Genomic DNA, 22,668 nt, shown 5'->3' with positions numbered 1-22,668 from the left:
GTCCGTAGCACCCACGGCGCGAACGCGCCGCGAGCATGATCCCTGGAAGGTCTTCCATGCCACAACTCCCCACGCGACCGCGCGTCACCCGCGTGCGCCTCGTCACGCTCGTCGCCGCGTCGGCCCTCGCCGTCGGCGGGACAGCTGGTCTGGCCGTCACCCCGGCCCACGCCGCATCCAACTCAGTCGTCATCTCCGCCGTCTACGGCGGCGGCGGCAACTCCGGTGCGAAATTCCAGAACGACTACATCGAGCTCTACAACCGCGGCTCGAGCGCCATCGACCTGTCCGGTTGGACGGTCACCTACTACTCATCCGGCGGCAACAGTGGTGGCACGACGAGCCTGACCGGCTCAGTCGCGCCCGGAGCGCACTTCCTGGTCCAGGAGGGCGCCGGCACCGGCTCCGCCAGCCCGCTGCCCACCCCGGACGCGAGCGGCACGCTGAACATGTCTGCGAGCAAGGGCAGCGTCGTCCTGCGCCAGAACGACACCACCATCGACACCGTCGGGTATGGCGCCGTCGAGTCGTCGTATGTCGAGGGCTCCTCCGCGCCCGGCATGTCCAACACGACCGCGGACAGCCGCACCAAGGGCTGTTTCGACACCGACGACAACGCCAAGGACTTCGTCTCGGCCGGCCCCAACCCGCTGAATTCCGCTGCGCCTGTTGGTGTTTGCGGCACGGATGGCAGCACCCAACCGCCGCCCACCGGCACCCCGTCCACGATCGAGCAGATCCAGGGCACCAGCTTCAAATCGCCGCTCACCGGAGAGCAGGTCAAGGACGTCCGTGGCGTCGTGACCGCGGTCAACGGCAGTGCGGGCTTCTGGATCCAGTCGACCACGCCGGACGACGACCCACGCACCAGCGAGGGCCTCTACGTGTATGGCGGCGCCGGCATGGTCAAGGTCGGTGACGACCTCACCGTCGCGGGCAAGGTGACCGAATACCGCCCCGGCGGCGTCGACAACGGCAACCTCACCACCACCGAGCTCGGCAGCCCGAACATCCAGGTCAACAGCTCCGGCAACGAGCTGCCGACCGCGGTCGAGATCGGCTCGGCCGGCCACGTCCCGCCCGCACAGACGGTCGAGAAGGGTGACCCCGGCAACGTCGAAACGGCCGGTCTGACGCTGGGCCCGGCGACGAACGCGCTCGACTTCTGGGAGTCGATGGAGGGCATGCGGATCCAGGAGACCGACGCGAAGGCAGTCGGCCCGACCGAGACCAGCTACGGCGAGACGCCGATCGTCCCGGCGAACACCAAGGACGTCACCTGGACGCCGGACGGCGGCGTGCTCTACCGCAGTTACGACACACCGAACGCCATGCGACTCATCCTGTCCGACGCGTTGCTGCCGAAGGACTCGATCGCACCGGCCAACACCGGCGACAGCTATGCCGGTGTGACCGCCGGTGTGCTCGACTACAACTTCGGCAACTTCACCCTGATGGCCACCCGGGCCGGCACTCACCAGTCCGGCGGCACCACTCGCGATGTGGCGCAGCCCGCGACGAAGAAGCAGGCGTCGGTCGCGACGTTCAACGTGGAGAACCTCGCCCCGTCCGACCCGCAGACCAAGTTCGACCGGCTCGCCGGTCAGATCACGACCAACCTCGCCGCGCCGGATGTCCTTGCGATCGAAGAGATCCAGGACAACACCGGCGCCACCGACGACGGCACGGTCGACTCCACGCAGACGACCGACAAGCTGATCGCGGCGATCAAGGCCGCGGGCGGCCCGTCATACCAGGCGAAGTGGATCGACCCCGTCAATGACGAGGACGGCGGGCAGCCCGGCGGCAACATCCGCTCGGTGTTCCTCTACCGCACCGATCGCGGTATGACGTTCGTCGACAAGCCCGGCGGCACGTCCACCAACTCCGTCGCGGTGACCGGCACCGGCCCGTGGGCGTCGGTCAACTACTCCCCCGGACGGATCGACCCCACCAACACCGCGTGGGACGACTCGCGCAAGCCGCTCGTCGGCGAGTTCCTCTGGCAGGGCAAGCCGCTGTTCGTCGTCGCGAACCACTTCAACTCCAAAGGTGGTGACGACGGCATCATGGGCCGCTACCAGCCGCCGCAGCGCTCCTCCGAGGTGCAGCGGCACGCGCAGGCGACGTTGGTGCGTGGCTTCGTCGATGAGCTGTTGACGGCGAACAAGCACGCCAACATCGTGGTGCTCGGCGACCTGAACGACTTCAACTTCAGCAAGACCGCGAACATCGTCAAGGGCTCGGGCAAGACCGCGATGACCGACCTGATCGACACGTTGCCGGCGAACGAGCGCTACAGCTACGACTACCAGGGCAACAGCCAGGTGCTCGACCAGTTGCTGGTGAGCCCGGCACTGGCCAAGAACTACGACTACCAGGTGGTGCACACCAACTCGCAGTTCTACGACCAGGACTCCGACCACGACCCCCAGGTCGTGAAGCTGGCAGTGCACTGACACCTCTCGCTGATCGAGTAGCGACGAAGGAGCGTATCGAGATCACTGATCTCGATACGCTCCCTCGTTGCTCGGTCGCTACTTGATCCGCGTAGCGTTCGGGAACGTCCGGCGGACCCGCGTTGTTGTGCGGTATGACGAAACTTCTTCCACGACGAAAGGACGCCCCCGTGAGCGACCAGTCGACATACAAAGTGGCCAAGACCGACGAGGAGTGGAAGGCCGAGCTGTCCCCTGCCGAGTACTCCGTGCTGCGCGAGGCGGCGACCGAACGCCCCTTCACCGGTGAATACACCGACACCGAGACCGAGGGCGTCTACTCGTGTCGCGCGTGTGGGACGGAGCTGTTCCGCAGCACCACGAAGTTCCACAGCCATTGCGGCTGGCCGTCCTTCTACGCACCGTCCGAGGACGACAACGTCGAGCTGATCTCGGACACGTCGATGGGTATGACGCGCACCGAAGTCCGTTGTGCCAGTTGCGGATCCCACCTCGGGCACGTCTTCGAGGGTGAGGGCTACCCCACCCCCACCGACCAGCGCTACTGCATCAACTCGGTCTCCCTGAAGCTCGCTCCGACCGCCAGCACTGACTGACCGGTAACCGCAGAGCCCGTCGCCGCGCCTCCTCGACAGCGACCGGAACCAGTGCCACGCTTGGCCGGTTCCGAACTGGAGGAGAGTCATGGCGACCGACCGAGCGACCCCGATTCCCAAGACGACCGGGATCTTCCGGCGCAAGCCGATCGAGGCTGCTGAGAAGGAAGGCAGCTTCGAACGCACCATCGGTCTGTGGCAGCTGACCGCGATTGGCCTGGGCGCGATCATCGGGGCCGGCATCTTCGCCCTCGCCGGGACCGTCGCCAAGGGCGACGCGGGCCCGGCGGTGTCGATCTCGTTCATCATCGCCGGCGTCGCCAGTGCCTGCGCGGCGCTGTCGTATGCCGAGTTCGGTGGCTTGATACCACGTGCCGGCTCGGCATACACGTACGGCTATGCCGTGCTCGGCGAAGCCGTCGGCTGGTTCATCGGCTGGGACCTGTTGCTCGAATACACCGCCATCGTCGCGGTGGTCGCCATCGGCGTCTCGCAGTACTTCAGCTTCCTGCTCAGTGCGATCGGAATCCATCTGCCTGCCTGGATGCTCGGTGCCCCCGGCACCGGGCACGGACACCATGTCGATCTGTTCGCGGTGTTGCTCTGCCTGGGCGTCGCCTGGCTGCTCAACCGCGGCATGAAGACCAGCGCGAAGGTCGAGACCTGGCTGGTGTTCGTCAAGATCGCCATCGTGCTGGCAGTCATCGTGGTCGGGGTGTTCTACGTCAAGTCGGACAACCTTTCGCCATACATGCCCTACGGCATGTCAGGCGTCGCGACCGGTGCGGCGACGGTCTTCTTCGCGGTCTTCGGGTATGACGCGATGAGCACCGCCGCTGAGGAGGCCAAGGACGCCGAGCGCAACCTGCCGAAGGCGATCATCCTGTCGCTGGCGATCGCGATGGTGCTCTATCTGCTCGCCGCCACCGTGCTGACCGGGATGGTCGACTACAAGAACCTGTCCGACAGCGCCGCCTTCGCCGAGGCGTTCAACGGTGTGGGGCTGACCTTCTTCGCCAAGATCGTCGCGATCGGCGCCATCGTCGGCATCATCACGGTGTTGTATTCGTTCACTTTGGGCGCCTCGCGTGTCTGGTTCGCGATCAGCCGGGACGGCCTCCTGCCCGAGTGGTTCGCCAAGACCAACAAGCACCAGTCGCCCTACCGGCCGACCTGGATCATCGGCGTCGTGGCAGCCGGGATCGCCGGGTTCGTGCAGATCGGTGAGGCCGCCGAGCTGACCAACATCGGCATCCTGCTGGCCTTCGTCGTGGTGTCCGCCGCGGTGATCGTGCTCCGCTACCGCTCACCGGAGCTGCCGCGCACCTTCCGGACACCGTTCATGCCGATCACCCCGCTGATCGGGATCGGCTTCTCCATCTGGCTGGTCACCAAGCTCAGTGAAGAGACCTGGATCCGCTTCGCGGTCTGGTTCGTCATCGGTGCGATCGTCTACGCGGCATACGGCTACCAGCACAGCAAGGTCGGCAAGGGCGAAGCCGTCCAGACCAACGACGCGTAGTCACCCCATGCCGAGTGACGGCTTCTTCGCCGAGTGACGGTCCGATCGAACCGTCACTCGGCGAGAGAGCCGTCACTCGCGATAGATCCGGGTCAGCGCAGGCGGCGGGCGAGGTCGCCGATGGGGGTCAGCGGACCGGTGTAGAACGGGATCTCGACGCGCGTGTGCATGCGTGCCTCCGCGGCGCGCAGGTCGCGCATCAGGTCGACGATGCGATGCAGTTCGCCCGCCTCGAACGCCAGGATCCACTCGTAGTCGCCGAGCGCGAAGGCCGGCACGGTGTTGGCCCGCACGTCGGGGTAGCCGCGAGCCAGCAGCCCGTGGTCCTTGAGCATGGTGCGGCGCTCGGCATCCGGCAGGAGGTACCACTCGTAGGAGCGCACGAACGGGTAGACGCAGACGTACTTCTTCGGCTCCGGGTCGACCAGGAAGTCCGGCACGTGCGACTTGTTGAACTCCGCCGGGCGGTGCACCGCGACACTGGACCACACCGCGTCGAAGCTGCGCCCCAGCTCGGTGAGCTGGAACCGGTGATAGGCATCCTGCAACGGCTCGATGTCCGCGCTGTGCCACCAGATCATCAGGTCAGCGTCGGCACGCAGGCCGCCCACGTCATAGGTGCCGCGGACGACGACGTCCTGCGACTCGAGCTCCTTGAAGAAGCGCTCGGCCTCGGCGATGGCCTCCTCGCGGTCCTCCGGCAACGCGCGGGTCGCCTTGAACGCGGAGTACATCGTGTAGCGGATGGTGTCGTTGATCTCGTTGATCGCTTTGGCACCCGGTCGAAGTCTTTCGTCGCTCATACGGCCATTGTCTCGCGGTCGCTCAGCGGTCAGCGAGGTGGGTGAGCACCGCTCCGGCCGCCTTGCGACCCGTTCCGATGCACGCCGGTATGCCGACGCCCTCGTATGCCGCACCCGCGACTTCGAGACCCGGCAAACTCGTCAAACCTGCGCGCACACCCGCGATCCGGTCCAGGTGACCGACGGCATACTGCGGCAGCGCACCGCCCCACCGCTGCACATGTGCGGCGACCGGCCGTGGCACGTCACCGAGAGCTGCGCGCAGGTCCGACATACCGGCTGCCGCCAATTCGGCGTCGCTCTTCTGCAGGTCCGCCTCCTCGTGGTGCCGGCCGATGGAGACCCGCACGAACGTGAGGTCGGGCGCGGTGTCGGCCAGCCACGGCCACTTGCTCGAGCTGAAGGTGGACGCCTTGATCCGGCGCTCGTCGATGGGCGGCACCAGAAAGCCGGAACTGCCTGTGAAAACGTCGGATTCGGTCCGCCGGAATGCGTAGGTCACGATGCCCATCGAGGCGTATCCGATCTCGGCCAGTGCGTTCGCAGCGTCTGGGCTGGCAGCTGAAAGCAGCCTGGAGGTGGCTCGCGCCGGAGTCGCCAGGATGACCGCGTCGGCGTTGATGTGTTCGGGTGCGCGGGTCTCGCCGACGGTCACCTGCCAGCGCCCCGCCGTGCGGACGAGCTCACGCGCGGTCGCACCGGTGCGGACCGTGACACCACGGTCCAGCAGCAGCCGCACGAGGTGCTTGGGCAACGAGCCGACGCCGCCGCGCAGGCTGGCGAACACCGGCCGCGGAGCACCGCTCGTCGAGGCGTTGGCCATCGCCGAGCGCGCTGCCTCGGTGAGCGGGCGCTCATGCCGTGCGGCGGTCAGGAGCGCCGGCGCGGCGGCCGCCGCGGACAGGCGTCGGGCGTGCCCGGCATACACGCCACCGAGCAAGGGCTCGACGAGCCGGTCTACCACGGCCGGGCCGAGCGCGGACTCGACCAGATCGCCGACCGACAGGTCACCGGTCACCTCGACCACGCGCTCGTCACGCGCCCGCTCGAGCTCCGCGGGGTTCAGCAACGACTCCAGATCCGACGCATCGGCCGGCACTCCGAGCATCGTCCCCTTGGGCATCGGCCGTAGCGCGTCCCGCGTCCAGATCGACGCCGACACCGCTGCGGGATGCACCGGCTCGACATCGAGGTCCGCCAGCAGTTCGAGGGCTTCCGGCCGCCGGGCCAGCATCGACTCGGCGCCGACATCGACCTGGTGGCCGGCGATCGTGGCCAGTCGGAGCTTGCCGCCGATCTGCGGAGATCCCTCCAGCAGGACGACTTCGTGAGGCGAAGCCGACGCCTCGAGAGCAGCGGTCAGCCCGCTGATCCCTGCGCCGACGATGACGATGCGAGCCATGCCCTCAGCTTCTCAGTCCAGGCAGAATTCGTTGCCCTCCGGGTCTGTCATCACGATGAAACCGAGGGACGTCGGTGGTGCGGGCTCGAAGCGCTGGACCCGTGCGGCACCCAACGCGACCAGCCGGGCGCACTCCGCCTCCAGCGCCGCCATCCGCTCGTCACCTTCCAGGCCCGGCGCCGCTCGCACGTCCAGGTGCAGCCGGTTCTTCGCGCGTTTGGCCTCGGGCACCTGCTGGAAGAACAGGCGCGGGCCCTTCTCCTCGGGGTCGACGAGAGCGGAGGCGGAGTTGCGCCGGTCCTCCGGCACACCTGCGTCCTCGAGGAAGCGGTCCCATGCCTCGAGCGGGTCTGCATCTGCAGCGAGCTCGACGCCCGGCGGGCCGGGATGGACATAGCCCAGCACGTCACGCCAGAAGGTCGACAGCGATCGCGGATCGGCTGTGTCGAACGTCACTTGGAATTCTCGGCTCATGCCCATCAACCTGCCACGGCCACCGGACGACCGCTGTCCGAATCAGTCCGCTCAGGCGCTGTAGCCCTTCGGTGGGATGAGCGACGCGAGCTGGTCGAAGGTGAGCCAATACTCCGAATTACCACCGAAATTGGCCGGATCGGCGATGTAGGCCTGCATGGTGTCCGGGTTGTAGCCGACGACGGTGAAGTAGTGGTAGATCGTGTAGTTCGGATAGCCCGGCGGGTGATTGCTCGCAGGAGCGACGATGTTGGCGACCAGCGCGTAGCCGCGGTCGATGTTGAAGGTGATGTCCTGCCACAGCAGGTCCTTCTGGGCCTGGGTGGGCGGGTCGTTCGGCATCTCCTTGGTCTCGTACCAGCCCACGTGGTTGTCCAGGACCGCGGTGACCTGCCCGATCCAGTCGGTCCCGTTGGTGGTCGTCCCGAGTTCGTTTGCCATCTGCTGCTGGCTGACGTCGACACCGCGACAAGACAAGCAGATCGCCGTGGCGGTCGGTCCGCACCAGTAGCCGGTCTGCTGCGCCTGATAGGTGAACGGCAGGACCTTCCAGTTCGCCGCGCGTGCCGAGGGGGCTCCTGCGCCGCCGAGAGCGACGAGTGCCGCGCCGGCTGCTGCCCCTTTGAGCAGACTTCTCCGGTCGATCGATCGGTGCATGGGTGCACTCCTTCCGTGTGCTCCCCACCATCACGGCAAAATGCATCATCAGGCCAGCATCTTGGTCAATAGTTTACATCAAATGGACCCAACGGCCTTCCTCGTACTGGAGACCTCCGACCAGGCATCGGCGATGCCGTCGACCGCACGGCGCAGCGACACCGCATCCAACGCGTAGGGCGTGCGGATCCACCGCTCCAGGCCGCGACCGTCGACGGCGAAGAGCGACCCCGGCGCCAATAGCACACCGTGACGCTCCGCGGCCGTCACCAGCGCCGTCGAACTCTCGCTCGGCAGGTGCCACCACAGGCTCAGCCCACCGGTCGGCACGTCGACCTGCCAACCCGGGCAACGGTCCGCCAGACCGAGCAGCACCCGGCGCGAGTCCTTGATGCGCTGGCGCGACTCCTCGCTCAACGCCCCCTGCGTGCGCAACAGATGCGCGACCACGAGTTGCTCCAGCACCGGAGCCCCGAGATCCATCGTGAGCCGCGCTCGCGCGATGGCACCGGTCAACGCATGCGGTGCACGGATCCAGCCGATCCGCAGACCGCCCCAGAAGGTCTTGGCGGCACTGCCCACGGTCACGCATCCGGGCGCGTGCGCCGCCATCGGCCGTGCATCGACGGGACCGTCCAGCCAGGTGTCGGACATCGTCTCGTCGACGACACCGGTCACGCCGCTCCCCCGCCACTTCCGCGCGATGCGGGCCCGCTCGTCGTCCGACCAGACGACACCAGTGGGATTGTGAAAGTCGGGCATTGCCAACATCATTCGCACCCCCGACTGCCGTATGACGCCCGCCACGTCGTCCGCCGCCTCGGTGACCAGCGGAGCACCGACCACGCGCGCACCGGCATGCTCGAGCGCACGCAACGAGTTCGGGTAGGTGGGGCTCTCCACCACCACCGGGTCCGCCCGACGCAGCACGGCGCGAAAGGTCGCGGCGAGGGCAGCGAGCGCACCCGTGGTCACGATGATCTGATCCGGATCAGTGGGAACGCCACGGTCGGCATACCGCTGAGCGATGGCTTCCCGCAGCTCCGGCACCCCGAGTGGGAAGTAGCCCGCACCGGCGATGAACGACGGCATACGCTCGACGGCGGCCTCGTAGGCGCGGTTCAGTCCGGGGGTCGCGGCGGGTGCGGCACACGTCAGGTCGACCACGTCGCGGCCCGTCGGCTGCAGCGAGGACAGCTCCAGCGGCTCTCCTCCCCCGGCGACCGGCCCGCCCGGCACCTGCACGACCGTGCCCGAACCGCGCACCGCCGACGCATAGCCGCGGTCGCGCAGCACGCCATACGCCCGGGTGACCGTGGTGCGACTGACGCCCAACTGGGTGAGCAGTTCACGCTCGCTGGGCAGCCGCGTGCCGTGCAGCAACCGCCCGTCCGCGACCAGCCGACGGATGCCGTCGGCCAGCCATCGGTAGGCCGGCACCCCAGTGCTGTGCGGCCCCAGCAGCACGGCGAGACGACGAGCGGACACGCGAGTTTCCATCCGGCCATCCTCCCCGGAGTGGCCTTGTCGGACAAGGCCACTTGGACGATGAATGCGCGCGAGCACACCACTTGTCGTCAATTGGCTCTTTTTCGAGGGTCCATTGTTCGGCCATGCTGGTGGCTATGAAGCCGACCCTCGCCGCGCTCACTCCGCGTGAACAGCTACGCGCCGGCCACCTCCCCAGCAGATTGGTGCGACTCTTCATTGGCTTGACGCTGTATGGCGTGGCCATGGCCCTCTTCGTGCGCGCCGGCCTCGGCCTCGACCCGTGGGACGTCTTCCACTACGGCGTCGCGAAACACCTCGGGCTCGACCTCGGCACGACGGTGATCCTGGTGAGCATCCCGGTACTGCTGCTGTGGATACCGCTGCGCCAGTGGCCGGGCTTCGGCACCATCGCCAATGCGATCTGGATCGGCATCGCAACCAATATCGCGCTGGCGATCGTGCCGACGCAGCACGCGCTCCCCGTGCGCATCGTGATGTTGCCGACCGCCTTGGTGATCAACGCGATCGGCGGCGCGCTCTACATCGGCAGCCAGCTCGGGCCGGGCCCGCGCGACGGCTTGATGACCGGCCTGCACCTGCGCACCGGCCTCAGCCTCCGGCTGGTGCGCACCTCGCTGGAGGTCACCGTGCTCGCCGTCGGCTGGCTGCTCGGCGGCGTCGTGGGGATCGGCACCGTCCTCTACGCGGTCACGATCGGACCGCTCGTGCAGTTGTTCCTGCGCTTCCTCATCGTCCCGTTGGACGAGCCGGTCAGGACGACGACGCCGACTGCACCAGCTCCGCAACCCGAGTCAGCATCGCCGGATCCGTGCTCGGCAACACTCCGTGTCCGAGGTTGAAGATGTGCCCACGGGCCGCCCGACCGGCGACGAGGATCTCGCGAACCTTCGCCTCCAGTGGCTCCCACGGTGCGAAGAGCAACGCCGGATCCAGATTGCCCTGCACGCTGTATGCCATGCCCAGCCGTCGGGCCGCCTCGTCCAGCGGCACGCGGTAATCGACACCCACGACATCCGCACCGGCCTCACCCATCGCGGCCAGGAGCTCACCGGTCCCGACACCGAAATGGATGCGCGGCACGTCCAGGTCCGCGACCGCGTCCAGGGCCGCGGTGGAGTGCGGCAGCACGAACCGCCGGTAATCGGCCAGCGACAGCGCGCCCACCCACGAGTCGAAGAGTTGTATGGCGCTGGCGCCCGCTTCGGCCTGGACCCGCAGGAACGTCCCGGAGATGCGAGCGAGCTTGGCGCACAACGCATTCCAGACGTCGGGGGCGCCATACATGAGCGCCTTGGTGTGCTCGTGGTTCTTGGATGGCCCGCCCTCGACGAGGTAGCTGGCCAACGTGAACGGCGCACCAGCGAAGCCGATCAGTGGGGTGCCCCCGAGCTCGGCGGTCAGCAGCCGCACTGACTGTGCGATGTCCTCGATCATGTCCGGCGTGAGGTCCGGCAATGCCTCGACGTCAGCAGCGGTCCGCACCGGGTGCGCGACGACGGGCCCGACCCCCGGCACGATGTCGACGTCGATGCCGGCCGCGGCGAGCGGCACGACTATGTCGCTGAAGAAGACGGCCGCGTCGACCCCATGCCTCCGCACCGGCTGCATGGTGATCTCGCACACCAGCTCGGGGGTGCGGCATGCCTGCAGCATCGGCACGTCCGCGCGCGCCTCGCGGTATTCCGGCAAGGACCGGCCGGCCTGTCGCATGAACCACACCGGGGTGTGGCTGGTGGGCAGGCCACGGGCGGCACGAACCAGGACGCTGTCGCGGGGATCTGAGGCGGTGTGAGTCACGGGATGAATCCTCGCAGCCCGCCCTTCGATCTCGACACACCTCCCCCGCTCCGGCAGCCGCATCGACGCAGGACGAGGACGACACCCGAGAGGAATCGCACCAGCGGCGACCCGCCGGAAGAAGGTCCAGCGATCGAAGGCTTGTACGACTTAGTCTTGGAGTCGTGGGAAACCAAGACCTTGGCGGCACTGCCGCACTGGACTTCCAGGAAGCTGTTCGCGACCTGCAGAGCGTTCGTCTGCGTCCGGAGATCAGCTTGACCGAAGTGCCGGCTCCGAGGCGGATCGCCCCTTATTCACTGGCGATGACCGCCGATGTGTGCAGCACCGTCGATGGCGACGATGCAGAGCTGGCGACCGGCCGTTTCGTCGTGCTGCACGACCCGGATTTCCCTGAGCCGTGGGAAGGTTCGTGGCGACTGGTCACCTACGCCCGAGCCGAGCTCGAGGCCGAGACCGGCGCCGACCCGCTGCTCGGCCAGGTCGGTTGGAGTTGGCTGACCGACTCCTTGCGGGAGGCCGGCGCGGAGTTTCGCGCGGAGGGCGGCACCGTGACCCGTGTGCTGTCCGAAGGCTTCGGCTCGCTGGCCGAGGACGGTGGCACCGTCGAGCTGGAGATCCGCGCGTCGTGGACCCCGACCGGCCACGACCTCGGCACGCATCTCGCCGCCTGGACCAACCTGCTGTCGACAGTCGCCGGCCTGCCGCCGCTGCCCGAGGGCGTGGTCGCCCTTCCGGGTCAGCGCCGATGAACGACACCGCAGACGCACCCGACACACCCGAGGAGCCAGCGGCTCCGACGTACCCCGTCCTGGCGACACCGGCCGACGGGATCCCCGACGTCATCGTCGGAGAGCGAGAGCTGCAACGCGCGGCCGACGCCGTCGCCGCTGCGGACGGTCCGGTCGCGATCGACGCCGAGCGCGCCGCGGGCTTCCGTTACGGCAACCGCGCTTATCTCGTCCAGCTCCGTCGCGAGGGCGCCGGCACCTTCCTGATCGACCCGATCGCGCTACCCGACCTGTCCCCGATGCAGGACGCCATCGGCGACGCGGAGTGGGTGCTGCACGCTGCGACACAGGACCTGCCGTGCCTCGCCGAGGTCGGCATGCGACCGCACACACTCTTCGACACCGAGCTCGGGTCGCGCTTGGCCGGACTGCCGCGCGTCGGCCTGGCGGCCGTGATCGAGCACTACGTCGGCATCACCCTCGCCAAAGAACACTCCGCGGCCGACTGGTCCACCCGGCCACTGCCCGAGCCCTGGCTGACCTACGCCGCACTGGATGTAGAGGTCCTCGTCGAGGTGCGTCACCGCCTGCGCGAAGACCTCGAGCAGCAGGACAAGCTCGACTGGGCGCTGCAGGACTTCGCCGCGCTCACGTCGTTCACCGGGCCGCCGCAACGCACCGACCCCTGGCGACGCACCTCCGGGATGCACCGCATCCGGGACAGGCACGCCATCGCGCGCGTGCGTGAGTTGTGGCAGACCCGCGACGCCATCGCGCAGGAGAACGACACCGCACCCGGCCGGATCCTGCCCGACGCGATGATCGTCGAGCTGGCCAACACCGCACCACGCACCCCCGAGGCTCTGCAGCAGGCGGGCTCCGGCCTGCGCACCAAGTCGCGCAGCCGCTCCCGGGTCGCCGGCCGTGGCGTCAGTCGGTATGCCGCCCGATGGCTCGAGGCCATCGCACGCGTCGCAGCCATGAGCGAGGCCGACCTGCCTCCGGCCACCGTGCGCAACGACGCCCCACCCCCGCAACGCACCTGGTCGGACCGCAAGCCCGAGGCCGCCGCCCGCCTGAGCCATGTGCGCGGTCGGCTGACGGAGTTCTCCGAGCAGCGACACGTCCCGCTGGAAAACCTGATCACGCCGGACACGCTTCGCCGAGTGCTGTGGACACCACCAAATCCGTTGAGTGACAACGCGATTCGCGAGAGACTGACCGCGTTGGGCGCACGCTCGTGGCAGGTCGAGCTGGTGACGCCATACATCCTCGAGGCGCCGACCGAGGTGCCGCCGGAGGGCCCCGCTACTGACGAGTAACAAGTCCCGTAGAGTCGGCAGGGTCAACTCGTCCCACTCTCGGGAGGCACCGTGCCCCGCACGCTTTCTGAGGTCGTCTTCGTCGACGGCGTTCGCACGCCGTTCGGCAAGGCCGGGGAAAAGGGCATGTACGCCCAGACCCGCGCCGACGACCTGGTCATCAAATGCATTCGTGAACTTCTCCGCCGCCAGCCCGACCTCGACCCGGCCAAGGTCGAAGAGGTCGCACTCGCGGCAACCACCCAGATCGGCGACCAGGGCTTGACCATGGGTCGTGTCGCCGGCCTGCTGGCCGGCCTGCCCAAGTCGACTCCGGGCTACTCCATCGACCGCATGTGCGCGGGCGCGATGACCGCGGTGACCAACACCGCGTCGAGCATCGCGTTCGGCGCCTACGACGTCGCCATCGCCGGCGGCGTGGAGCACATGGGCCGGCACCCGATGGGTGAGGGCGTCGACCCCAACCCGCGCATCATCGCCGAGAAGCTCGTCGACCCCTCGGCGCTCGTCATGGGCGAGACGGCCGAGAACCTGCACGACCGCTTCCCGAAGATCACCAAGCAGCGCTGCGACGCGTTCGCTGTGGGCAGCCAGAACAAGCTGGCCAAGGCGTATGCAGACGGCAAGATCCAACCCGACCTGGTGCCTGTCGCGACCCGCCACGACGAGTTGGGCTGGGGACTCGCCACGACCGACGAGCCACCGCGTCCCGGCACGACCGTGGAGGACCTGGCGCAGCTGAAGACGCCGTTCCGTCCGCACGGAAACATCACCGCGGGCAACGCGGCCGGCCTCAACGACGGCGCCACTGCCTGCCTGCTGGCCTCCGAGCGCGCAGCCACCGAGCTGGACCTGCCGATCGGCATGCGGCTGGTCAACTATGCCTTCGTCGGCGTCGAGCCGGAGGTCATGGGCATCGGACCGGTCCCCGCGACCGAGAAGGCGCTGGACCACGCCGGCCTGGACATCAGCGACATCGGCCTCTTCGAGCTCAACGAGGCCTTCGCGGTGCAGGTGCTCGCGTTCCTCGACCACTTCGGCATCGCCGACGACGACCCCCGAGTCAACGAGTACGGCGGCGCGATCGCCATCGGTCACCCACTCGCCTCGTCCGGTGTGCGCCTGATGACGCAGTTGTCGCGCCAGTTCGCCGAGCACCCGGAGGTCCGTTACGGCCTCACCGCGATGTGCATCGGCATCGGCATGGGCGGCTCGGTCATCTGGGAGAACCCGCACCACAAGGACTACGTGAGCAGCATCGACGGGACCGGCAACCGGACCGACACAGAAGGAGCCGCGTGATGACCGACACCGCACAGCAAGCAGCCACACGCGACGAGGTCGTCACCCACGCGCGCGTCCACGACGTCGAACTCCCTGGCGGCGCAGGCACTTTCGCGCTGATCACCCTGGACAATGGCTTCGACCACACCAAGCCCAACTCCTTCGGTCCGGCCGGCCTGGCCGAGCTGAGCGACGCGCTGGACACGCTCGCCGAGCGTGCGACCAAGGGCGAGATCGTCGGCGCCGGCATCACCGGCAAGCCGTTCATCTTCACCGTCGGCGCGGACATCACGGGCATACCGTCGATCACCGACCGCGAGCAGGCACTGGAGATCGCCCGCACCGGGCACGACACGTTCAGCAAGATCTCGGCGCTCCCGGTGCCCACGTTCGGCTTCGTCAACGGAGCGTCGATGGGTGGCGGTGTGGAGGTCGCACTGTATGCCGATTACCGCACCATCTCCTCCGACGTGCCGGCCTACGCACTGCCGGAGTGCTTCCTGGGCCTGGTGCCCGGTTGGGGTGGCACCTACCTGGTGCCGCACCTGATCGGCACCGAGAAGGCCGCGCAGCTGATCATCAAGAACCCGCTGTCGCAGAACCGGATGATCAAGGGCAAGAACGCCTTCGAGCTCGGCCTGGCCGACCGCTTGCTGCAGCCGGTGACGTTCCTGGAGGACTCGCTGGCCTTCGCCGCGCGGGTCATCACGGGCGAGGAGAAGGTCGAGCGCGCCGAGGTCGACACCTCCGAGGAGGGCTGGAACGGCCCCTTGGACAAGGCACAGGCAGAGGCCGACGCCAAGACCGGCAAGGCCGCGCCGGCGCCGTACAGGGCGATCGAGCTGATGCGTGCAGGGCGCACAGCCACCCGGGAGGAGGCCTTCGAGGCCGAGAACCAGGCGCTGGCCGACCTGATCATGAGCGACGAGCTGCGCGCCGGGCTCTACGCCTTCAACCTGGTGCAGAAGCGCGCCAAGCGCCCCGCTGGTGCGCCGGACAAGTCACTGGCCCGCAAGGTCACCAAGGTCGGCATCGTCGGCGCCGGCCTGATGGCCAGCCAGATGGCGTTGCTCTTCGCCCGCAAGCTGAAGGTGCCGGTGCTGCTGACCGACCTCGACCAGGAGCGGGTCGACAAGGGCGTGGCCTACACCCACGCCGAGATCGACAAGCTGCAGGCCAAGGGCCGGCTCAACTCCGACGGCGCCAACCGGCTGAAGGCGCTGGTCTCCGGCTCCACCAGCAAGGACGGCTTCAGCGACGCCGACTTCGTGATCGAGGCCGTCTTCGAGGAGATGTCGGTCAAGAAGAAGGTCTTCGCCGAGGTCGAGGCCGTCGTGTCGCGCGAGTGCGTGCTGGCAACCAACACCTCGTCGCTGGACATCACCGACATGGCGTCGGAGCTGCAGCACCCGGAGCGAGTCGTGGGCTTCCACTTCTTCAACCCGGTCGCGATCATGCCGCTGCTGGAGATCATCCGCGGCGACCGGACCGACGACGCGACGTTGGCGACGGCGTTCGCTACGTCCCGTGGCCTGGGCAAGACCAGCATCCTGGTCAAGAACTCTCCGTCGTTCGTCGTCAACCGGCTGCTCGGCCGGTTCATGGGCGACGCGGGCCGGATCGTCGACGAGGGCACGCCGATCGAGGTCGTGGAGCAGGCGTTCGCGGGGCTCACCCCGATGCCGCCGTTCATGCTCATCAGCCTCGTCGGGCCGGCGATCGCGCTGCACAACAGCGAGACGCTGACCAAGGCGTTCCCGGACCGGTTCTACGTCTCCCCCAACCTGGCCAAGGTCGTCGAGGCGAAGATCCCAAGCTTCTACGGCAGCGACGGCGCGATCGACACCAAGGTGCTCGACCTCTTCGACGCACCCGCATCTCCCGTCGTGCTCACGGCTGACGAGGTCCGCGAGCGTGCTCTCGGCTCGCTGGCCGACGAGGTACGCCGGATGCTGGACGAAGGTGTCGTGCAGGCGCCGGAGGACATCGACCTGGCGATGATCACCGGCGCCGGGTTCCCGTTCTGGAACGGTGGCGTCACCCCGCTGCTGGACCGCACCGGGATCAGCAAGAAGGTCACCGGCAAGCGTTTCCTGGAGCCGGGTGTGGCGTCGGTGGCAGATTCACGCTGACCGAGCTGTGAGCTCCCCCCCGACATACCACCGGTATGACGTTTCTGAACGGAAACGGCCTCTGTGACGCGCATCGCGTGTCGCAGGGGCCGTTTCCATCTCATATGTGAGCTACACTCGCAAAATGACCGATGACTACCTCTCCCGAGTCGGCACGCTGATCCGCGACGCGCGGCGGCACAAGAAGCTCACCCAGAGCGAGCTCGCCGAGGCACTGCAAACATCGCAGAGCGCGGTCGCCCGCATCGAGCAGGGCAAACAGAACCTCAGTCTGGAGACGCTGGCCCGCATCAGCGAGGCACTCGACACCGAGGTCGTGGCCGTCGCCTCCTCCACTCCCCTCAATCTACGCATCAAGGGCGGCCGCAAGCTGTCCGGTGAGATCGAGGTGCGCACCTCCAAGAACGCCGCCGTCGCCTGCCTGTGCGCGACGCTGCTCAACAAGGGCAAGACGACCCTGCGCAACCTCGCACGCATCGAGGAGGTCAACCGCATCACCGAGGTGCTCACCTCGATCGGTGTCAAGATCCGCTGGCTGCCGGACAGCAGCGACCTCGAGATCATCCCGCCAGCGCAGTTCGACCTCGGCGCGATGGACGAGACCGCGGCCCGCCGGACCCGGACCATCCTGATGTTCCTCGGCCCGCTGCTGCACCAGTTCGACGAGTTCCAGCTGCCCAACGCCGGCGGCTGCGACCTCGGCTCGCGGACCGTCGAGCCGCACCTCTACGCATTGCGAGCGTTCGGCCTCGACGTCGTCGCGTCGCACGGCTACTACCACGCCAAGGTGGACCCGTCGGTCCACCCGGGCAAGCCGATCATCCTCACCGAGCGCGGCGACACGGTCACCGAGAACGCCTTGTTCGCAGCGGCGCTGTATGACGGCGAGACCGTCATACACAACGCCAGCCCCAACTACATGGTCCAGGACCTGTGCTTCATGCTGGAGAAGTTCGGCGTGCAGATCGAGGGTGTCGGCACCACCACGCTGCGGGTGCACGGCGTCAAGGAGATCAACCAGGACGTCGAATACCACCCATCCGAGGACCCGATCGAGGCGATGACGCTCGTCGCGGCCGCCGTCGTCACCGAGTCCGAGATCACCATCCGGCGCGTGCCGATCGAGTTCATGGAGATCGAGCTGACGCTGCTCGAGGGCATGGGCATGAAATACGAGATCGAGGGCGACGAATACCGCTCGGCCAACGGCAAGACGCGGCTGGTGGACATCACCACCAAGCCGGGGCCGCTGACGGCGCCCAAGGACAAGATCCACCCGATGCCGTTCCCCGGACTCAACATCGACAACCTGCCGTTCTTCGCGGTCATCGCGGCCTACGCGCAGGGCACCACGACCCTGCACGACTGGGTCTACGAGAACCGCGCCATCTACTTGACCGAGCTGAACTCCCTTGGCGCCAAGGTGCACCTGATGGACCCACACCGGGTGATGATCGAGGGCAACACCAGGTGGCGCGCGGCCGAGGTCATGTCCCCGCCGGCACTGCGGCCGGCGGTCGTCATCCTGCTGGCGATGCTGGCCGCGCCGGGCGTCTCGGTGCTGCGCAACATCTACGTCATCGACCGCGGTTATGAGGAGCTCGACACCCGCCTCAACAAGCTCGGTGCCGATATCCAGACCTTCCGCGACATCTAAATCTGAGGTTGGCTCGGACCGCGTTCTTCGATCACCCCGGTGTGCTCGCGATGGCACACCGGGGCTTCGTCGGTAGTGGCGCCCCGGAGAACTCCCTGCCGGCGTTCGGCGCAGCCGTCGAGCTGGGTTTCCGCTATGTCGAGACCGATGTGCACGCGACCGCTGACGGACAGCTGATCGCCTTCCACGACGACCAGCTCGGACGGGTGACCGACCGCAGCGGCACCGTCGTCGACCTGCCCTGGCGGACGGTGCGCGAGGCGAAGATCGCCGGCATCGCCGAGATCCCCACGCTGGACGCGGTGTTCGAGTCCTGGCCGCAGTTGCGGGTCAACATCGACTGCAAGGCCGAGAGTGCCGTGGAGCCGCTGGTGGCCGCCATCGAGCGGCACCGCGCGCACGATCGGGTGTGCGTGGCGTCCTTCTCGGACAAGCGCCGCCTGGCGGTGGTGCGTCGATTGTCCCAACCGGTCGCGACGTCGGGAGGCCGGTCGGTGATCGGCCGCTTCGTGGTCGGTGGCGTTGCTCCGCCGTGGGCACGAATGCCGTTGGGCCTGAACGCTCTTCGGGACGTCGACTGCCTGCAGGTGCCCCCGACGTCGGGCCGAATCCGTGTCGTGACTTCAGCGTCACTGCGCCGGGCACACCGTGCCGGCGTGCAGGTCCATGTGTGGACCATCGACGCCGCCGAGCAGATGCATCACCTGCTCGACCTAGGCGTCGACGGCATCATGACCGACCGGGCGGACACGCTGCGAGACGTGCTGATCAACCGCGGTCAGTGGGTCAGCTGAACTCGCCGCCGCACATCCGGCGACCGTTGCCGGTTGTGCACGCGTCTCAGCGGCGGCCGGAGCTGAACGACGCCGCGGAGTGACCTCCGGAGCCGCCGCGCCCGGAGCCGTTGGTGCTCGGACCGCGACGCCGTGACGAGCGACCTGCGCCGTTCGAGCCTGCGCCGTTCGAGCCTGCGCCGTTCGAGCCTGCGCTATTCGCTCCGCCACCGTTGCTCGCGCCATTGGCAGCGCCCGAACCCTGGCGCCTGCCGTTCGCCGAGCCGCCGCCATTTCGGTTGCGGTTGCGGTTGCGGCCTCCCTGCCGGGATCCGCCACCCTGCCCGCCGTCTTGTCCGCCGCCGCGGCCGGACCTTCCGGCGCCGCCGGACCTGGCGGGCTGCTGGGCCGCAGCGGGAGCGGCATACCCGCCGTCGACGAGCACACGCTCGCCGGGCGCGAGCTCGCGGAGCACCGGGTCGTCGGTCGCCGCGACTCGCGTGGTGGTCGGCTTGATGCCTGCGGCCTTGGTCAGGCTGCGTACGTCGTTGCGCTGGTCGTCGGTCATCAAGGTGATGACGGTGCCCTCGGCGCCCGCCCGCGCGGTGCGGCCGGAGCGGTGCAAATAGGCCTTGTGCTCGGCGGGCGGGTCGGCGTGCACGACGAGCGCGACATCGTCGACGTGGATGCCACGGGCCGCGACGTCGGTCGCGACGAGGGTGTTCGCCGCGCCGGAGTGGAAGGCCGCGAGGTTGCGGGTCCGGGCGTTCTGGCCGAGGTTTCCGTGCAGGTCGACGGCCGGCACACCGCGCTTGTTCAGCTGCCGGGCGAGAGCCTTGGCGCCATACTTCGTGCGGGTGAAGACCACGGTGCGACCGGGCGCGGAGGCCAGGTCGGCCAGCACCGGCACGCGCAACTCGCGACTGGAGATGTGCAGCACGTGGTGGCTCATCTTGGCGACCGGCGACTGAGCCGAATCCGCCTCGTGTGTGACGGGCTTGTGGAGGAACTCGCGGACGACGCCGTCGATCGCCTTGTCGAGCGTGGCGGAGAAGAGCAGCCGCTGGCCGGATGCGGGCGTCTGCTTCATCAACCGGCGGACCCCGGGGAGGAAACCGAGGTCGGCCATGTGGTCGGCCTCGTCGAGCACGGTGATCTCGACCGACGCCAACGAGCAGTGGCCCTGGCTGATCAGGTCCTCGAGCCGGCCGGGGCAAGCGATGAGAATGTCGACGCCGGAACGCAATCCGCGCACCTGCGGGTTCTGGCCGACACCGCCGATGACTGTCAGGGTGTTCAGGTTGGCTGCGTCGGCCAGGGGCTTGAGCGCTTCCTGGATCTGCGCGACCAACTCACGGGTGGGAGCAAGGATGAGCGCACGCGGGCGGCCCGGGGTGCGCTTGACGTTGCTCTCCTGCAGTCGAGCGACCAGTGGCAGTGCGAAGGCATAAGTCTTGCCGCTACCGGTGCGTCCGCGGCCGAGGACGTCGCGTCCCGCCAGCGAATCGGGCAGGGTGGCCGCTTGGATCGGAGTGGGAATCGAAATATCCTGTGCGGTAAGGACATCGACGAGGCGTGCGGGCACGCCGAGGGCATCAAACGATGAGGTCACGAAAGCTACGTTCTGTTCGGTTGCCTCGCCTGACCAGCCGGGTCCTGTGATCAGGGGCTGCGCATGGAGCGAACTCGACATGCGGATCAACTCGTGGCGAGAACTGTGACGAGCCGATGCAGTCAGCTTACCGGCTGGCTCACGATCTTGACGAATCAGACTCGCTACCAGCGATTCCCGTGACGTGGGACACACAGCCTCATTGCACGAGCGCCGCGGCGAACGCGCGGACGCGCTCGACGATGTCCATGTGGATCCCGTTGCTCTCCCGCACTCCCCCGCGATGCATCCCGTGGTCGGCGCCGTCGACATACATGACCTCACCGGATGGCTGCGGTGCATCCTGCGGCCAGAGCGAATCGGCCGAGCCACCGACGACCAACTGCGGAGCCGGGTATGCCGAAAGAGCTTGCCCGACAGCAGGATCCGACAGCACTGGTGTGAGCCACACTGCCGGGATGCCCACCTCCGCGGCGACGGGTGCAGCAAGGGTGCCCAGCGACTTGGCGACGACGAGGGTCCGATCCGCGGCCGGCGCCTCGCGCAACGCGAGATCGAGCGCCTCGTGCACGAATGCGGCGTCCATCGGGGGTCGCTGCCACCGCACGGCCTGCACGAACCAATCGTCGTCCACCAGGCCGGCGGCGGTCCAGAACAGCAACGGCGCATCGATCGGATAGGAGCCGCCCGGCAGCACGATCACCCGCTTGGCGACGCGCTCGGCCGGCGCGGTGCGTGGCGGCCAGGGCTCGGTCGTCAATCGCGGGTCCTGCGCGTCACTCGATGCCATGCCACTTGGATATCGGTCGGCGTCGATCGGCGCAAGGGCTCAGCTGTGACCAGCGCGACAGTCAGAATGGAACGGCGCTGCTACCGACGACGGATATAGTTATGAAACCTATGAATGATGCTGCCGTGAGTCCCTTCCGCGCCGCATTCACCTTCGGTCCGCACGCCGGCGCACATCGGGTCGCCGCCCGGGCCGGCATCTCGGTCTTCGTGCCCCTCGTCGTCCTCGTCCTGATGGACCGGACCGCCTGGGCGCCATACGCGGCCTTCGGCGCCTTCACCTCGCTCTACGGCCGTCGCAGCGGATACGCCGAGCGCACCGGCATGCAGGCGATGGCAGGCCTCTTCCTGACGGGTGCCGTCGTGCTCGGCACCATCATCGCCCTTCTTCCGGGCAACGCCTGGTGGACGGTGCCCGGTGCTGCCGTGGTCGCGATCACCGGCCAGCTCGTGTCTACGGCATTCCGTTGGCATCCGCCAGGATCCATCTTCCTGGTCTTCGGGATCACGGTCTGCGCCTCGATCCCCGGTCAGGCACAGCTGGTGCCGGTCGCGGTCGTGGTGACCGTGGTGAGCGCGGCCTTCGCCATCCTGATCGGCCGCGTCGGAGCGCTCCGTGAGCCGGCACAGGGGCGACGGGCGATCGTGCCGACAGCCGACATCGCAGTGACCCTTCGCGACCCCGTGCAACGACTCACCGTGCTGCGGCTCCTCGTCGGCATCCTGGTCGCTGGTGCGATCTCGACCAGTTTCGGTGGCTCGCATCCCTCCTGGGCGATGGTGGCGGTGGTGGCCACGCTGACCGGGCCGCGCCGACACACCCAGATCATCCGTGGCGCACACCGCGTCATCGGCACCCTGGCAGGCGTGCTGGTCGCATGGCCGCTGCTCGAGACACACCCGAGTCCGCTCGTCATCGTGCTGCTGATCATGGTGCTGCAGATGGCGGCCGAGCTGCTCGTCGGCCGCAACTACGCGATCGCCCTGCTCGCCATCACGCCACTCGCACTCCTGATGGGTCAACTGTCGGCGCCACGGTCGGTCGGATCCGTGCTCACCGACCGGGCCGTGGAGACGGCGTTGGGCGCGGTCATCGCGTTGACGATGCTCATCCCCTGGCGACGACTCGTCCGTCGCTGACGGACG

Annotated in this window: 19 protein-coding genes; 11 read left to right on the top strand and 8 right to left on the bottom strand. The window is 68.0% G+C overall.

Annotated features, from left to right (window positions below):
• Positions 1–56 precede the first annotated feature (56 nt).
• From IEX71_RS04505 to IEX71_RS04495, 3 genes are all read left to right on the top strand, one after another.
• Positions 57–2,459 carry a DUF8508 domain-containing protein gene (locus IEX71_RS04505; protein ID WP_188835707.1) on the top strand — a complete coding sequence of 801 codons (2,403 nt, stop codon included), beginning with the start codon at positions 57–59 and terminating at the stop codon, positions 2,457–2,459.
• 134 nt (positions 2,460–2,593) lie between these two features.
• Positions 2,594–3,055 carry a peptide-methionine (R)-S-oxide reductase MsrB gene (gene msrB / locus IEX71_RS04500; protein ID WP_188835706.1) on the top strand — a complete coding sequence of 154 codons (462 nt, stop codon included), beginning with the start codon at positions 2,594–2,596 and terminating at the stop codon, positions 3,053–3,055.
• A gap of 88 nt (positions 3,056–3,143) precedes the next feature.
• The gene (locus IEX71_RS04495) at positions 3,144–4,577 is read left to right on the top strand and encodes an amino acid permease (RefSeq protein WP_188835705.1); all 1,434 of its coding nucleotides are present in this window, start codon (positions 3,144–3,146) and stop codon (positions 4,575–4,577) included.
• 92 nt (positions 4,578–4,669) lie between these two features.
• Here the strand turns inward: IEX71_RS04495 and hemQ are convergent, their stop codons facing one another.
• The 5 genes from hemQ to yczR all read right to left on the bottom strand — a co-directional run bounded on the left by hemQ (position 4,670) and on the right by yczR (position 9,413).
• Entirely contained in the window at positions 4,670–5,380 is a 711-nt protein-coding gene (gene hemQ, locus IEX71_RS04490; RefSeq protein WP_188835704.1) for a hydrogen peroxide-dependent heme synthase, read from the bottom strand.
• Positions 5,381–5,402: 22 nt separating this feature from the next.
• A complete protein-coding gene (hemG, locus tag IEX71_RS04485) occupies positions 5,403–6,782 on the bottom strand; it encodes a protoporphyrinogen oxidase (RefSeq protein ID WP_188835703.1) in 1,380 nt (459 codons plus the stop codon).
• A gap of 12 nt (positions 6,783–6,794) precedes the next feature.
• On the bottom strand, positions 6,795–7,256 hold the full coding sequence (locus IEX71_RS04480) for a VOC family protein (protein ID WP_188835702.1): 462 nt from the start codon (positions 7,254–7,256) through the stop codon (positions 6,795–6,797).
• Between the two features lie 51 nt (positions 7,257–7,307).
• Positions 7,308–7,913 (bottom strand): C39 family peptidase, encoded by a 606-nt coding sequence (locus IEX71_RS04475; RefSeq protein WP_188835701.1) that lies wholly within the window; start codon positions 7,911–7,913, stop codon positions 7,308–7,310.
• Positions 7,914–7,991: 78 nt separating this feature from the next.
• On the bottom strand, positions 7,992–9,413 hold the full coding sequence (gene yczR, locus IEX71_RS04470) for a MocR-like transcription factor YczR (protein WP_188835700.1): 1,422 nt from the start codon (positions 9,411–9,413) through the stop codon (positions 7,992–7,994).
• A 113-nt stretch (positions 9,414–9,526) separates the two neighbouring features.
• On the opposite strand from yczR, the gene yczE reads away from it, so the two are divergent.
• Positions 9,527–10,264: a membrane protein YczE gene (gene yczE, locus IEX71_RS04465; RefSeq protein ID WP_229749455.1), complete on the top strand. Its 738-nt coding sequence runs from the start codon at positions 9,527–9,529 to the stop codon at positions 10,262–10,264.
• On the opposite strand, the gene hemE is transcribed toward yczE, so the two are convergent.
• Entirely contained in the window at positions 10,176–11,222 is a 1,047-nt protein-coding gene (gene hemE, locus IEX71_RS04460) for a uroporphyrinogen decarboxylase (RefSeq protein ID WP_229749454.1), read from the bottom strand. The genes yczE and hemE overlap by 89 nt on opposite strands.
• A 164-nt stretch (positions 11,223–11,386) precedes the next feature.
• Here hemE and IEX71_RS04455 point away from each other — a divergent pair, with 164 nt between their 5' ends.
• The 6 genes from IEX71_RS04455 to IEX71_RS04430 all read left to right on the top strand — a co-directional run bounded on the left by IEX71_RS04455 (position 11,387) and on the right by IEX71_RS04430 (position 19,142).
• Complete coding sequence (locus IEX71_RS04455; protein WP_188835698.1) at positions 11,387–11,974, top strand: DUF3000 domain-containing protein; 588 nt, start codon at positions 11,387–11,389, stop codon at positions 11,972–11,974.
• Entirely contained in the window at positions 11,971–13,275 is a 1,305-nt protein-coding gene (locus IEX71_RS04450; RefSeq protein ID WP_188835697.1) for an HRDC domain-containing protein, read from the top strand. The genes IEX71_RS04455 and IEX71_RS04450 overlap by 4 nt, the downstream gene beginning before the upstream one ends.
• Positions 13,276–13,326: 51 nt before the next feature.
• Positions 13,327–14,577 carry a thiolase family protein gene (locus IEX71_RS04445; protein ID WP_188835696.1) on the top strand — a complete coding sequence of 417 codons (1,251 nt, stop codon included), beginning with the start codon at positions 13,327–13,329 and terminating at the stop codon, positions 14,575–14,577.
• Positions 14,577–16,691 (top strand): 3-hydroxyacyl-CoA dehydrogenase NAD-binding domain-containing protein, encoded by a 2,115-nt coding sequence (locus IEX71_RS04440; protein ID WP_188835695.1) that lies wholly within the window; start codon positions 14,577–14,579, stop codon positions 16,689–16,691. Before IEX71_RS04445 ends, IEX71_RS04440 begins: the two co-directional genes overlap by 1 nt.
• A 124-nt stretch (positions 16,692–16,815) precedes the next feature.
• Positions 16,816–18,348 carry a helix-turn-helix domain-containing protein gene (locus IEX71_RS04435; RefSeq protein ID WP_188835694.1) on the top strand — a complete coding sequence of 511 codons (1,533 nt, stop codon included), beginning with the start codon at positions 16,816–16,818 and terminating at the stop codon, positions 18,346–18,348.
• An 8-nt stretch (positions 18,349–18,356) separates the two neighbouring features.
• Positions 18,357–19,142 carry a glycerophosphodiester phosphodiesterase family protein gene (locus IEX71_RS04430; protein ID WP_229749453.1) on the top strand — a complete coding sequence of 262 codons (786 nt, stop codon included), beginning with the start codon at positions 18,357–18,359 and terminating at the stop codon, positions 19,140–19,142.
• Between the two features lie 46 nt (positions 19,143–19,188).
• Here the strand turns inward: IEX71_RS04430 and IEX71_RS04425 are convergent, their stop codons facing one another.
• On the bottom strand, positions 19,189–20,733 hold the full coding sequence (locus IEX71_RS04425) for a DEAD/DEAH box helicase (protein ID WP_229749452.1): 1,545 nt from the start codon (positions 20,731–20,733) through the stop codon (positions 19,189–19,191).
• Between the two features lie 199 nt (positions 20,734–20,932).
• Positions 20,933–21,523, bottom strand: a complete 591-nt coding sequence (locus IEX71_RS04420) for an alpha/beta hydrolase (RefSeq protein WP_188835692.1) — start codon at positions 21,521–21,523, stop codon at positions 20,933–20,935.
• 110 nt (positions 21,524–21,633) lie between these two features.
• Between IEX71_RS04420 and IEX71_RS04415 the strand changes: the two genes are divergently transcribed.
• Positions 21,634–22,662 carry an FUSC family protein gene (locus IEX71_RS04415; RefSeq protein ID WP_188835691.1) on the top strand — a complete coding sequence of 343 codons (1,029 nt, stop codon included), beginning with the start codon at positions 21,634–21,636 and terminating at the stop codon, positions 22,660–22,662.
• The last annotated feature ends 6 nt before the right edge of the window (positions 22,663–22,668 follow it).

The organism is Flexivirga endophytica (assembly GCF_014640635.1).
Lineage (GTDB): Bacteria > Actinomycetota > Actinomycetes > Actinomycetales > Dermatophilaceae > Flexivirga > Flexivirga endophytica.
The sequence above is the reverse complement of the archived record's forward strand: the minus strand, read 5'-3'. Positions and strand labels throughout refer to the sequence as shown.